This window comes from Halobacterium wangiae (genome assembly GCF_021249345.1).
In the GTDB taxonomy this organism is placed as follows: domain Archaea; phylum Halobacteriota; class Halobacteria; order Halobacteriales; family Halobacteriaceae; genus Halobacterium; species Halobacterium wangiae.
Window position 1 is genome coordinate 1,468,003 of sequence record NZ_CP089588.1, and the last position, 14,145, is coordinate 1,482,147.

Sequence of the window (14,145 nt, forward strand, 5' to 3'; positions counted from 1 at the left end):
AATGTCTCCGGCCTAAGGCCCAACACGGCGGCCGCGACCGACGCGCCTATGCCGGACGCGGCGCCACCCTGTGACATGGACGGACAGACGACCGACGACGGCGTCAGAGTGGGGGGCGACGCCCGCCAGCGCTTCCACGACGCGCGCGGCTACGGCCACCCGCTCGACGGCAACGACGTCGCGCTGTCCAACGTGGAGGCAGCCCACCTGCTCTACCGCGGGGACCTGAACGCCGTCGACGGGATGGACTTCCGGACGTTCCTCGCCGACCGCGAGCCCGGGTTCGGTGCGCGCTTCCTCGTCTACGCGGACCTCCGGGACCGCGGGTTCTACCTCGCGCCGGACCGCGAACCGTGGTGGCACGACCCCGGCGACGGCGACTTCGTCGTGTTCCCGCGCGGGAAGGGGCCCGGCGACGGCGAGGTGAAACACCGCGTCCGGGTCGTCGACGAGCGCACCGTCGTCCCGAGCGCGGGTCTCGCGGACGTGGTGCTCGCGGTGGTCGACGAGGAGAGCGAGATCACGTACCTCGACGTAACGGCGACGGAGCCGGCGGGGGAGACGGCGTTCGACCCGCCGACGGGCGTCGAGGGGGTGTTGCTGGAGACCCGCGTGCTCGTCTGGGACCCGCCGGCCTCGCTGCACGATCGGGGGTTCTACGGCCAGCCCCTCGGCGGGCGGGCCGCGGAGTACGACGCGCTCCAGTTGTCGCTGCTGGAGGCCGCCTACCTCGCGGCGTCTGGCGCGCTCGGCCTCGGTGACGGTGCCGGCGTCGAGGAGATCGTCGAACGCGGGCGGGCCGTGGAGGGCGAGCGCTTCGACCGCCGTCTCCGCGTCTACCGCGCGCTCCGGGACCGCGGTATGGTCCCCAAGACCGGGTTCAAGTTCGGCGCCGACTTCCGGGTCTACGCCGACGTCGAGTCCGTCGACGACCTCGGGCACTCCGAGTTGCTGGTGCGGACGCTGCCCGTCGACCACGAGTTCGCGCCCCGCGACCTCTCCCTGGACGTGCGCCTCGCCCACGGGGTCCGGAAGCGAATGGTTTTTGCGCTGGAGTCCGCCAGTGACGACACGATTCGGTGGCTCGCCGTGAGCCGACTCACTCCCTGATACTATGACTGACACCGACGACGACACGGACGCCGACGGGGACGCGCCGGGTGCCGACAGCGTCGCGCTCGACCCGTGGGGCTCCTCGACGGTCTCCGACTACCGGAAGCTGTTCGAGGAGTTCGGCATCGAGTCCTTCGAGGACGTCATCGACGAGGTGCCCGACCCCCACTTCCTGATGCGGCGGGCCATCATCTTCGGCCACCGCGACTACCGCCCTGTGCTGGAGGCGATGCGCGACGGCGACCCGTTCGCCGCGCTCTCCGGGTTCATGCCGACGGGCGACCCCCACATCGGCCACAAGATGGTGTTCGACGAGATCATCTGGCACCAGCAGCAGGGCGCCGACGCCTACGCGCTCATCGCGGACCTCGAGGCGCACGCCGCCCGCGGCCTCTCGTGGGACGAGATCGACGACCACGCCGAGGACTACCTCCTCAGCCTGCTCGCGCTCGGCTTCGACGCCGAGGCGGGCACGCTCTACCGGCAGTCCGCGAACCGCGAACTCCAGGACCTCGCGTTCGAACTCGGCGCGGAGGCGAACTTCTCGGAGTTCGAGGCCATCTACGGCTTCGACGGCGAGACGGACGTCTCCCACATGCAGAGCGTCGTCACCCAGATGGCGGACATCCTCTACCCCCAGCTCGGCGAACCGAAACCCACGGTCATCCCGGTCGGCCCGGACCAGGACCCCCACATGCGCCTCGCGCGCGACCTCGCGGAGCGCACCCGGTTCTTCAAGGTGACCGAGGCGTACGCGAGCGTCGCCTTCGACGACGACGAGCGCCCGCTGGTCGCCGCCGCCTACGATGTCCGCGAGCAGTACGCCGAGGACGCCGACTCGCCGCGCTGCACGGAGGCTGCCGACTGGCTCCGCGACGACCCCGCCGTGGCGGGCGAGTTCGACGACGAGACGGTCGACGCCGTCGTCGAGAAACTCGACAACGCCGGGATGGAGCCGCTGCGCCCCCGTGTCCGGTTCTTCGACCGGCAGGCGACCGACGAGGCGTTCGAGGCGCTGATCGACGCCGTCGCCGGCGAGAAGCGCGTCTTCGAGGGCCACGTCGACGCCTTCGAGATGAGCCACGAGACCGCCGAGGACCTCGCGCTCGGCGTCGAAGTCGACCACGGCGGCTACGGCTTCGTGCCGCCGTCCTCGATCTACCACCGCTTCATGACCGGCCTCACGGGCGGGAAGATGTCCTCCTCGATTCCCGCGAGCCACATCAGCCTCCTCGACGACCCCGAGGCGGGCTACGACAAGGTGAAGTCCGCGACGACCGGCGGCCGCGAGACGGCGGAGAAGCAGCGCGAACTCGGCGGCGAGGCCGACGACTGCCCCGTCTACGAACTGTACGCCTACCTGCTCGCGGGCGACGACGACGAGTTCGCCGAGCGCGTCTACGACGAGTGCGTCGGCGGCGAACGGCTCTGCGGGGACTGCAAGGAACAGGCCGCCCAGCTGATGGAGGAGTTCCTCGCGGACCACCAGGAGAAACGCGAGGAGGCCCGCGAGGTGCTCGACGACCTGGACGTCGTCCTCGACTCTGCGCGCGTCTAACTCCGACGTACTGTCTGACGGCCTGGCGCGCTGGCGGAACGCTTTTTGCGGGGCGTGCCATCCCCTCCCACATGGCGTCCGAACCCCACGCCGGTCGCACGGGCCACAAGCGAGTTGCTGCTCCCGGGTTCGGCTTCTTCTTCGCCTGAGCGGGCCGGTGGAGGCTGCTGCGAGGTGGGAACCTCGCCGCGGCGGAAACCGCTCGTTCGGGCTCGGTTCGGAACGGATAACTGACTGCCACACACGCCTACGCACAATGAAACTGCCAGCACAGCAGGTCGCGGTGCTCGAAGCGGCGAGCACCGACGAACCACGACGAATCGACGACCTCGCGGCGGAACTCGGAGCGCCGCCGGAGACGGTCACGGGCGCGGCGTTCGAACTCGCAGACGCCGGCCTCGTGGACGTCACCGAGGAGACCACAGACGAGGTCGAACTGACCGAGGAGGGCCGCGAGTACGCCGACGCGGGCCTCCCCGAGGTGCGGCTGTACGAGGCCGCCCTCGACGCGGGCGCGGACGACGAACCCGTCCAGATGGGCCAGATCATCGGCGCGTCGGGCCTCGAGGGCCCGCAGGTGGACATCGCGCTGTCGAACTACGCCCGGAAGGGGTACGGCGCCATCGACTCGGGCGCGCTCGCCGCTGACCCGAGCGCCGACCCCGAAGACGACGCCGAGAGCGAGGCGCTCCGCGCGCTCGCCGACGGCGAATCGGTTCCCGAGGACGCGCCGCTCGACCAGCTAGAGCGCCGGGACCTCGTGGTGCGCCACGAGCGCACCGTCCGCTCCGTCCAGTTGACGGAGGCCGGCGTGACCGAACTGATGGCGGGCGTCGAGGCCAGCGACGCGGTCGGCCAGCTCACCCCCGAACTGCTCGCGTCCGGCGAGTGGCGGGACGTCGAGTTCGCCGACTACAACGTCGCGGCCGACGCCGCCGAACACACGCCCGGGAAGGTCCACGTGCTCCGGCAGGCCGCCGAGCGCGTGAAGGAGGTTCTGGTCGGGATGGGCTTCCAGGAGATGGACGGCCCGCACGTCGACGCGGACTTCTACATCAACGACTGCCTGTTCATGCCCCAGGACCACCCCGCGCGCAACCACTGGGACCGCTTCGCGCTGTCGAACCCCGAGAAGATAGACAACCTCCCAGCGGACCTCGTCGAGCGCGTCGAAGCGGCCCACCGCGAGGGCGCCGGCCCGGACGGCGACGGCTACCACTCGCCGTGGGACGAGGACTTCGCGCGTGCGCTCGCGCTACGCGGACACACGACGAGTCTCACCGCCCGCTACCTCTCCGGCGTCGCCGGCGAGGACGTCGACCCGCCGGAGCGGTACTTCAGCGTGGGGAAGGCCTACCGGAACGACACCCTCGACGCCACCCACCTCCTGGAGTTCTTCCAGATCGAGGGGTGGGTGATGGCCGAGGACCTCTCGGTGCGCGACCTGATGGGGACGTTCCGGGAGTTCTACAGCCAGTTCGGCATCACGGACCTCGAGTTCAAGCCGACGTACAACCCGTACACGGAGCCGAGCTTCGAGCTGTTCGGCCGCCACCCCGAGACCGGGGAACTCATCGAGATCGGGAACTCCGGCATCTTCCGCCCGGAGATGCTCGAACCCCTGGGTGTGGAGGCCGACGTGATGGCGTGGGGGCTCGCCCTCGAGCGCCTGCTGATGCTCGTCACCGGCTTCGAGGACATCCGGGACGTCCACGGGACGCTGTGTGACCTCGAGTTCCTGCGGGACGCGGAGGTGGTGTACTGATGCCCGTCGTCGACGTCGACCCCGACGAACTCCGCACGCTCACCGGCCACACCGAGAAGAGCGACGACGAACTCAAGGACGACCTCTTCGGCCTCGGCATCGAGTACGAGGGCGAGACCGACGAGGGCGAGTTCAAACTCGAGTTCGAGGCCGACCGCCTCGACCGCCTCTCCGTCGAGGGCATCGCCCGCAGCCTGCGCTACCACTACGGCGACACCCGGGGCGTCTACGTCCCCGACACCAACGGCGCCGAGTGGACCATCCAGGTCGAGGACGTCCCGGAGGAACGGCCGTACGTCACCGGCGCCGTGATCCGAGGCGTGGACCTCGACGAGGACGCCCTCGACTCGCTCATCCAGCTCCAGGAGAAGCTCCACGCGACGATGGGGCGCAAGCGCGCGAAGGGCGCCATCGGCATCCACGACCTGACGATGCTGAAAGGCGAGGCCGGAGTGGACGAGGGCGACCCCGAGCGTTCGATCACCTACACGGGCATCGGGCCGGACGAGGACACCTTCGTCCCGCTCGACGACGACGCCGAGCGCACGCCCGGCGAGGTGCTCACCGAACACCCGACCGGCGAGCAGTATGCCGACCTGCTCGCGGAGTACGAGTCGTACCCCGCCATCTACGACGACATCGGGTTGTTCAGCTTCCCGCCGGTCATCAACGGCCGCCGCACGGAGGTCTCCACGGAGTCCCGCGAACTGTTCGTCGAACTGACGGGCACCGACCAGTGGACCATCGACCGGATGTGCGCCATCATCTGTTACGCGCTCGACGCCCGTGGCGCCACCGTCGAGGACGTCACCGTCGAGTACCCCGACAGGGAACTCGTCCGGCCGGACTTCGAGGTCAGGGAGAAGCGCGTCGGCCACGACCGCATCGAGACGCTGCTCGGCATCGACCTCGCGCCCGACGACGTGGTCGACCTCGCCGAACGCGCAGGTCTCGACGCGGAACCCGTCGGCGAGGAGTACCGCGTCGAGATTCCGCCGTACCGCGTCGACGTGCTCCACCCGGTCGACATCGTCGACGACGTCGGGCGCGCGTACGGGTTCAACGAACTCGTGCCACGCTACCCCGACGTGAGCACCATCGGCGGCCGCACCGAGGAGTCCCGCCTCGAGTCCGCCGCCCGGCAGGCACTCGTCGGCGCCGGCTTCGAGGACCTGCTGAACTTCAACATGACCAGCGAGGCCGAGAACTTCGACTCGATGCGGCTCTCGCCCGATTCCGGCGACACCGTGGTCGGCGCCGCGGAACCGGCGACCATCTCGGAACCGTACAGCGAGGACTTCACCATCCTCCGCACGTGGGCGCTCCCGTCGCTCGCGACGGTGCTGGAGAACAACACCCACCGGTCGTACCCCCAGAACCTCGCCGAGATCGGGTTCGCCGCCCACGTCGACGACAGCGAGGAGACGGGTGTCGCCGAGCGCCGCACCGTCGCCGCGGTGCTCGCGGACCACGACGCCTCCTACGAGGACGCGAAGGCCCGCCTGCAGGCGCTCTGCGAGGAGTTCCACGTCGACCTGGAGACGCCGCCGACCGACCACCCGTCGTTCATCGACGGCCGCACCGCCAGCGTCGTCGTCGACGGCGAGGACGTGGGTGTCATCGGCGAACTCCACCCCGCGGTCATCGTCGACCACGACGTCGAGGTGCCGGTCGCCGGCTTCGAGTTCGAACTCGACGCGCTCCGGTAGAACAGTCCCCTCGGTTCGCGCTCTTCTCGCTACAGGTCGGCGCCGACCGCGTCCGCGACCGAATCGAAGCCGTCGCGTTCCAGCAGGTCCAGTAGCCCCTCGTTGATGCGCCGTGCGATAGACGGTCCGCGGTAGACGAGACCGGTGTACAACTGGACGACCGAGGCGCCCGCACGGATCTTCTCGTAGGCGTCCTCGGCGGTGAACACGCCACCCACGCCGACGACGGGGAGGTCGGTGCGCTCGGCGACGAAGCGGACCTGGTCGGTCGCCCGGTCGCGGATCGGCTTTCCGGAGAGGCCGCCACCCTCCGCGGCGTTCGGGCTCTGCAGGGTGTCTGGCCGGTCGGTCGTCGTGTTCGTCGCGACGAGGCCGTCGAGACCGAGTTCGTTCGCCAGGTCGATGGCGTCGGTCACGGCCTCCCGGTGGAGGTCCGGCGAGAGTTTCACGAGCAGCGGCGCCGCGCCCGCGTCCTGGAGTGCGTCGAGGATCTCCGCGAGCTGTGCGCGGTTCTGGAGCTCCCGGAGGCCGGGCGTGTTCGGACTGGAAACGTTCACCACGAAGTAGTCTCCCGCGTCCGCGACGCGCCCGTACGTGTAGCTGTAGTCCTCGGGGGCATCCTCAAGGGGCGTGACCTTCGACTTCCCGACGTTCACGCCGAGCGGGACGGCCGGGGGTGTCGCCTCGTCGAGGCGCTGGCCGACCACGTCCGCCCCGTGGTTGTTGAACCCCATGCGGTTGACCAGGGCGTCGTCCTCGGGGAGGCGGAACAGTCGCGGTCGCGGGTTGCCCGGCTGTCGCTCGGCGGTCACGGCGCCCACCTCGACGTGGCCGAAGCCGAGCGCTGCGAGCGCACGCGGCGCTTCGGCGTTCTTGTCGAAGCCCGCAGCGAGCCCGACCGGGTTGGGGAACGCCTGGTCGAACGCGTCGACCGCGAGTCGCTCGTCGTCGACGGTGTAGTGGCTCGCGTACGCGCGATGGGCGCCCGTCCGTTCGGCGACGCGAAGCAGCCCTAGGGTGCCCTCGTGGACTCGTTCGGGCGGGAGACGCAGCAGTGCCGGTTTCAGCAGTTCGTACATCCGGCTCAGAAGTCGTGTTCGACGTCCTCGGGGTCGGCCTTCTGGATGATTATCTTGTCCTCCCTGACGCGAACGAACACCTCGTCGCCGATGTCGAGTCCGGCGACCGAGAGTTCGTCCTCGTGGAGGTTGACGTGGGCGTTGTGATACTCGCCGTCCTCGCCTTTCGCACCACTCGGACTGAGCTTCTTCTTGCGAACCATCGCGAGTTTCTACGTTGTCCTTCGCCACAGGCCATACTTAAGTTCTTTCGACCGCGCGGGAGGCGTTCTGCGGGCGCCGTTCGGCCGAACAGCCGGCGCAGGGCGGCGCTTTCCCCGAACCACCCACGAACTCTAATAAATCTATCGCCTCAGGCGCCGATATATTTATCACGGGGCCTTGTGTTGCCATGGCATGGAGGAAAACCATGGTACGCGAGGACGGTAAGCGCAATTTCGCGCTACGAGAGGCGAATGGTGACGAGACTAGCGTCTTCAGTGGCAACACGCCACGACAGGCAGCGCTCAAGGCTGCTCGCCGGCTCGACGGCGCGGGCGTAAGCGAGGACGAGGCCGACCGCGAGGAGATCCGTCTCCGCGAGAAGGGGACGGACAAAGTACACATCTACGAGGGCTGGGCGTGGGAGGAAGACGCTCCCGACGACAAGCCCGACTGGATGCCGGGCGACATCACGAAGGCGAACGTATCCAAGCAGGGCATCGAGCACATCGAAGACTGATCCGCACGTTCGCCGGTCCCGCAGAGTATACATTTTGTTCGTGTGCGCGACGCGTAAGCGCTTAGTCCACGACGCGAGTAGCTCGAGCTACGTGGGTACCACTCGGCCCGACCGCACGCACTCGCGCGGGACGACCGGCCGACCTCCGCCCACGTGACACTACGCCGTCGAGCGAATTTCTGGTATGCGGTGGCGTGACTATGCGCCGTTGATTCGACGGGGTTTTACGTAACCCACTACTCGGATAGAATGCGAACGACGTGAGGTGGCTCGGTGACCCCGACGCCACTGATTGACGCCTCCGCGCCCCCCTGGGCGTCGACCGACTCGCTTCCGGCGAGCCCGGTTCGATGCCCTTAAGTAATAACGGTGCTTTCGGGATAATGCGAACGACAACGAGGTCGCCCGGTTCCCCCGGGCGATTGACGCATGATCCTCGCTCCGTTTCGGCGGCGAACCTGCTCTCACGAGCTGGGTTCGATGCCCTTAAGTAATAACGGGGCGTCGGAGGTAATGCGAACGTCGTCTCGGACCGAACTCACTCCGATGGGTTTATACCTGTCTGCGAGCTACGTTCAGGTCCGAAGGAATGAGGATTCCACCCCTGCGGTCCGCCGTACAGATGGAATCTGATGTTAGCCTTGATGGTTTGGTGACATCCAACTGGCCACGACGGAGTGTCGTGGTCTTAGGAACACACCTTGTGTTCCCGCCAAACCAGGACTTATTAGTTCTGGTCGCTGGGTTTATCCCAGCACATTCCGGTTGATCCTGCCGGAGGCCATTGCTATCGGAGTCCGATTTAGCCATGCTAGTTGTGCGGGTTTAGACCCGCAGCGGAAAGCTCAGTAACACGTGGCCAAGCTACCCTGTGGACGGGAATAATCTCGGGAAACTGAGGCTAATTCCCAATAACGCTTCACCCCTGGAATGGGTGAAGCCGGAAACGCTACGGCGCCACAGGATGCGGCTGCGGTCGATTAGGTAGACGGTGGGGTAACGGCCCACCGTGCCTATAATCGGTACGGGTTGTGAGAGCAAGAGCCCGGAGACGGTATCTGAGACAAGATACCGGGCCCTACGGGGCGCAGCAGGCGCGAAACCTTTACACTGTACGCAAGTGCGATAAGGGGACTCCGAGTGTGAAGGCATAGAGCCTTCACTTTTGTACACCGTAAGGTGGTGTACGAATAAGAGCTGGGCAAGACCGGTGCCAGCCGCCGCGGTAATACCGGCAGCTCGAGTGATGGCCGATTTTATTGGGCCTAAAGCGTCCGTAGCTGGCCAGGCAAGTCTGTTGGGAAATCTGCGCGCTCAACGCGCAGGCGTCCAGCGGAAACTGCTTGGCTTGGGACCGGAAGACCTGAGGGGTACGTCCGGGGTAGGAGTGAAATCCTGTAATCCTGGACGGACCACCGGTGGCGAAAGCGCCTCAGGAGGACGGATCCGACAGTGAGGGACGAAAGCTAGGGTCTCGAACCGGATTAGATACCCGGGTAGTCCTAGCTGTAAACGATGCCCGCTAGGTGTGGCGCAGGCTACGAGCCTGCGCTGTGCCGTAGGGAAGCCGAGAAGCGGGCCGCCTGGGAAGTACGTCTGCAAGGATGAAACTTAAAGGAATTGGCGGGGGAGCACTACAACCGGAGGAGCCTGCGGTTTAATTGGACTCAACGCCGGACATCTCACCAGCTCCGACAGTAGTAATGACGGTCAGGTTGATGACCTTACCCGATGCTACTGAGAGGAGGTGCATGGCCGCCGTCAGCTCGTACCGTGAGGCGTCCTGTTAAGTCAGGCAACGAGCGAGACCCGCACTCCTAATTGCCAGCAGTACCCTTTGGGTAGCTGGGTACATTAGGGGGACTGCCAGTGCCAAACTGGAGGAAGGAACGGGCAACGGTAGGTCAGTATGCCCCGAATGAGCTGGGCAACACGCGGGCTACAATGGTTGAGACAATGGGAAGCCACTCCGAGAGGAGGCGCTAATCTCCTAAACTCAATCGTAGTTCGGATTGAGGGCTGAAACTCGCCCTCATGAAGCTGGATTCGGTAGTAATCGCGTGTCAGCAGCGCGCGGTGAATACGTCCCTGCTCCTTGCACACACCGCCCGTCAAATCACCCGAGTGGGGTTCGGATGAGGCCAGCATCCGCTGGTCGAATCTGGGCTCCGCAAGGGGGATTAAGTCGTAACAAGGTAGCCGTAGGGGAATCTGCGGCTGGATCACCTCCTAACGTACGGGATTGGGGCGACGCCCCAACCCACATTTCGACGCCGTCGTGACCAGTTGGACACCTACAAACCATCAAGGCTAACGCAACCTCCTCCCAGGCGAGGCGCATCGCGCCTCGTCAGTGATCGGGCTCGACGTTGCCCGTGAACACGGGAGGTGGGCCCATAGCTCAGTGGTAGAGTGCCTCCTTTGCAAGGAGGATGCCCTGGGTTCGAATCCCAGTGGGTCCATCCCGCTCGGGAGTCAACGTGAACCGTGTCCCTTAAGTGGGAGACGGGGCTACGATGATTCCCGAGAGAAGACTGATGCACCGTCCCGCGAGAGCGAGGATGGGAAGGGTCTATGTACGCTCCTCAGTCACCATGAGGACGTGCGATGACGACCGTGTGTACGTGCAATCCAGGCGCTCACTGGACTCGACCACCGTGGTCGAGTACCGACTGTTGGTCACATCCGTGACTCAACAGCGCTCACCCATTGTGTGGTGAGCATCGTTGACTGCTCTGCAGTCAACATTCATCGTCGTTGGCTGCTCTGCAGCCAACAGCTCGACCACCTCGTGTGGTTGAGTACCATATTCGTCGACTGCTTTGCAGTCGACTACCAACGTGGCTACTGTGCCACCTGGTGAATAGCTCGGCTCGGATGCCGATGAAGGACGTGCCAAGCTGCGATAAGCCTGAGGGAGCCGCACGGAGGCGAAGAACTCAGGATCTCCTAATGGGAATCCCTTCAACAATTGCCTTGCGCAATAGGGAACGGCCGGAATTGAAACATCTTAGTACGGCCAGGAAGAGAAATCGAATGAGACGCCGTTAGTAATGGCGAATGAACGCGGCACAGTCCAAACCGAAGCCTTCGGGCAATGTGGTGTTCGGACTGGCTTTCATCGCCGGAACGTTCTCGTGAAATCTCCTGAAACGGAGTGCGATACAGGGTGACAGCCCCGTAACGTGGACAAGTACGGCGTGCGTCAGCTCCAGAGTAGCGGGGGTTGGATATCCCTCGTGAAGATGGCAGGCATCGACTGCCAAGACTAAGTACTCTCCGAGACCGATAGTGAACAAGTAGTGTGAACGAACGCTGAAAAGCACCCCACAAAGGGGGTTGCAATAGAGCTTGAAATCAGGTGGCGATGGAGCGACGGGGCATAAAAGGCCTCACTGGGAACGAACCGGGTGCAAACCCCTAGTAGGACCTGTGAGGAGCCGATGTTCCGTCGTACGTTTTGAAAAACGAGCCAGGGAGTGTACCTGTTTGGCGAGTCTAACCGGATCATCCGGGAAGGCGTAGGGAAACCGACATGGCCGCAGCATTGCGAGGGCCGCCGTGTTCAAGCGCGGGGAGTCAAACGGGTACGACCCGAAACCAGGTGATCTACGCGTGGGCAAGATGAAGCATGGCGAAAGCCATGTGGAGGTCTGTTAGGGTTGGTGTCTTTCAACACCCTCCCGTGACCTACGTGTAGGGGTGAAAGGCCCATCGAACCTGGCAACAGCTGGTTCCAACCGAAACATGTCGAAGCATGACCTCTGCTGAGGTAGTTCGTGGGGTAGAGCGACCGATTAGGGAGCTCAACTCCGAGAGGAGTTGACTCCCTTGTCAAACTCCGAACCTACGGACGCCGTCGACGCAGGGAATCCGGTATGCGGGGTAAGCCTGTGTACCGTGAGGGAGACAACCCAGAGTTAGGTTAAGGTCCCAAAGTGTGAGCTAAGTGCGATTGAAGGTGGTCCCGAGCCCTAGACAGCCGGGAGGTGAGCTTAGAAGCAGCTACCCTCCAAGAAAAGCGTAACAGCTTACCGGCCGAGGTTCGGGGCGCCCAAAATGATCGGGGCTCAAGTTCACCACCGAGACCTGACGGCGCGTGTAACAGCGCGATCCAGTAGGTTGGCATTCTGTTCGGGCGGAAGCTCGGGTGAGAACTCGAGTGGACCGAATGGGAACGAAAATCCTGGCCATAGTAGCAGCGTTAGTCGGGTTAGAATCCCGACGACCGAGAAGAGCAAGGGTTCCTCGGCAATGCTTATCAGCCGAGGGTTAGCCGATCCTAAGGCCTGCCGTAATTCGAACAGGTCAAAAGGGAAACTGGTTAATATTCCAGTGCCACCGTACAGTGAAAGTCGACGCCTCGGAGCAGCTTGAGCCGGACTTTCGTCCGGTCGAACCGTCCAAGTCCGTGGAAGCCGTAATGGCAGGAAGCGGACGAACGGCGGAATAGGGAAACTCGAGTCAATCTGGGGCCCGTGAAAAGACGAGTACGGTGTTCGTACCGAGATCCGACACAGGTGCTCTGGCAGAGAAAGCCTAGGTCTGTCGGGAACAACCGACGTTAGGGAATTCGGCAAGTTAGTCCCGTAAGTTCGCGATAAGGGATGCCTGCCCAGCAATTGGGCAGGTCGCAGTGTCTTGGAGGCTCCGACTGTCTAATAACAACATAGGTGACCGCAAATCCGAAAGGACGCGTACGGTCACTGAATCCTGCCCAGTGCGGGTATCTGAACACCCAGTACAATGGGGCGAAGGACCCGTTAACGGCGGGGGTAACTATGACCCTCTTAAGGTAGCGTAGTACCTTGCCGCTTCAGTAGCGGCTTGCATGAATGGATCAACGAGAGCCTCACTGTCCCAACGTTGGGCCCGGTGAACTGTACGTTCCAGTGCGGAGTCTGGAGACCCCCAAGGGGAAGCGAAGACCCTATAGAGCTTTACTGCAGGCTGTCGCTGGGACACGGTCGCTAATGTGCAGCATAGGTAGGAGACATTACACAGGTGCGTGCGCCAGCACGTCGCCGAGTCATCAGTGAAATACTACCCGTTAGTGACTGTGACCCTCACTCCGGGAGGAGGACACCGGTAGCCGGGCAGTTTGACTGGGGCGGTACGCGCTCGAAAAGATATCGAGCGCGCCCTAAGGCTACCTCATCCGGGTCGGAGACCCGGAGAAGAGCGCAAGAGCATAAGGTAGTCTGACAGTGTCCTACACAACGAGGGACGCTGAGGCGAAAGCCTGGTCTAGCGAACCAATGAGCCTGCTTGATGCGGGCCATTGCTGACAGAAAAGCTACCTTAGGGATAACAGAGTCGTCACTCGCAAGAGCACATATCGACCGAGTGGCTTGCTACCTCGATGTCGGTTCCCTCCATCCTGCCCGTGCAGAAGCGGGCAAGGGTGAGGTTGTTCGCCTATTAAAGGAGGTCGTGAGCTGGGTTTAGACCGTCGTGAGACAGGTCGGCTGCTATCTATTGGGGGTGTTTTGGTGCTTGACAGGAACGTTCATATAGTACGAGAGGAACTATGAACGGGTGCCACTGGTGTATCGGTTGTCCGAGAGGGCAAGTGCCGAGCAGCTACGCACCACGGGGTAAGAGCTGAATGCATCTAAGCTCGAAACCCACCTGGAAAAGAAGCACCGTTGAGGTCACTCGTAGAAGACGAGTTCGATAGACTCGGGGTGTACGCGTCGAGGCAACGAGACGTTCAGCCCGCGAGCACTAACAGACCAATGCCACACACTCATGCACTTAACCACATACGTGGTCGAGTCCAGGCGTTAACTGGATTGCACATACACACGGACGTCCGCCGACGTCGGCGTACAACGGTTCGATTCCGTTGGTCGGTATTAAGGCGGCCATAGCGGCGGGGCCACTCCCGTACCCATCCCGAACACGGAAGATAAGCCCGCCTGCGTTCCGATCAGTACTGGAGTGCGCGAGCCTCTGGGAAATTCGGTTCGCCGCCTGCCATTCATACTTTCATAGCCTCGAACAGCAACAGCGCTGTTCGGGGCTTTCTGCATTTGTAGCGCGCAGTGGAGACACTGTGGACCGCTACGTTTAAGCGAGCGAACCAAGTACGACGTACTGCGCCAAGGTGGCAGAGTCCGGCCTAACGCAGCGGCCTGCAGAGCCGCCCACCGCCGGTTCGAATCCGGCCCTTGGCTTACGCCCAAACCCTCACAATC

The 14,145-nt window shown here is 64.0% G+C and carries 7 protein-coding genes, 2 tRNA genes and 3 rRNA genes; 10 read left to right on the top strand and 2 right to left on the bottom strand.

The window, feature by feature from the left end; translation table 11 throughout:
• Window positions 1–75: 75 nt before the first annotated feature.
• The 4 genes from endA to pheT all read left to right on the top strand — a co-directional run bounded on the left by endA (window position 76) and on the right by pheT (window position 6,145).
• Entirely contained in the window at window positions 76–1,110 is a 1,035-nt protein-coding gene (gene endA, locus LT965_RS08005; protein ID WP_232703497.1) for a tRNA-intron lyase, read from the top strand.
• Between the two features lie 4 nt (window positions 1,111–1,114).
• Window positions 1,115–2,671 (top strand): tryptophan--tRNA ligase, encoded by a 1,557-nt coding sequence (locus tag LT965_RS08010; RefSeq protein WP_232703498.1) that lies wholly within the window; start codon window positions 1,115–1,117, stop codon window positions 2,669–2,671.
• A 256-nt stretch (window positions 2,672–2,927) separates the two neighbouring features.
• The gene (gene pheS / locus LT965_RS08015) at window positions 2,928–4,436 is read left to right on the top strand and encodes a phenylalanine--tRNA ligase subunit alpha (protein ID WP_232703499.1); all 1,509 of its coding nucleotides are present in this window, start codon (window positions 2,928–2,930) and stop codon (window positions 4,434–4,436) included.
• Window positions 4,436–6,145 (top strand): phenylalanine--tRNA ligase subunit beta, encoded by a 1,710-nt coding sequence (gene pheT / locus LT965_RS08020; RefSeq protein WP_232703500.1) that lies wholly within the window; start codon window positions 4,436–4,438, stop codon window positions 6,143–6,145. Before pheS ends, pheT begins: the two co-directional genes overlap by 1 nt.
• A 29-nt stretch (window positions 6,146–6,174) precedes the next feature.
• On the opposite strand, the gene LT965_RS08025 is transcribed toward pheT, so the two are convergent.
• Window positions 6,175–7,224 carry a quinone-dependent dihydroorotate dehydrogenase gene (locus LT965_RS08025; protein ID WP_232703501.1) on the bottom strand — a complete coding sequence of 350 codons (1,050 nt, stop codon included), beginning with the start codon at window positions 7,222–7,224 and terminating at the stop codon, window positions 6,175–6,177.
• 5 nt (window positions 7,225–7,229) lie between these two features.
• On the bottom strand, window positions 7,230–7,427 hold the full coding sequence (locus LT965_RS08030) for an AbrB/MazE/SpoVT family DNA-binding domain-containing protein (protein WP_232703502.1): 198 nt from the start codon (window positions 7,425–7,427) through the stop codon (window positions 7,230–7,232).
• A 206-nt stretch (window positions 7,428–7,633) separates the two neighbouring features.
• Here LT965_RS08030 and LT965_RS08035 point away from each other — a divergent pair, with 206 nt between their 5' ends.
• The 6 genes from LT965_RS08035 (at window position 7,634) to LT965_RS08060 (ending at window position 14,124) form a co-directional block, all read left to right on the top strand.
• Window positions 7,634–7,945, top strand: coding sequence for a non-histone chromosomal MC1 family protein (locus tag LT965_RS08035; protein WP_232703503.1), 312 nt, complete (start codon window positions 7,634–7,636; stop codon window positions 7,943–7,945).
• 758 nt (window positions 7,946–8,703) lie between these two features.
• A 16S ribosomal RNA gene (locus tag LT965_RS08040) occupies window positions 8,704–10,176 on the top strand.
• A gap of 159 nt (window positions 10,177–10,335) precedes the next feature.
• Window positions 10,336–10,407, top strand: a tRNA-Ala gene (locus tag LT965_RS08045).
• Window positions 10,408–10,780: 373 nt separating this feature from the next.
• Window positions 10,781–13,695: ribosomal RNA gene (locus LT965_RS08050) — 23S ribosomal RNA — on the top strand.
• 109 nt (window positions 13,696–13,804) lie between these two features.
• Window positions 13,805–13,926 (top strand): 5S ribosomal RNA (rrf, locus tag LT965_RS08055).
• The 16S, 23S and 5S rRNA genes sit together here with 2 tRNA genes alongside, the layout of an rRNA operon.
• A gap of 122 nt (window positions 13,927–14,048) precedes the next feature.
• Window positions 14,049–14,124: transfer RNA gene (locus LT965_RS08060), tRNA-Cys, on the top strand.
• Window positions 14,125–14,145 lie beyond the last annotated feature (21 nt).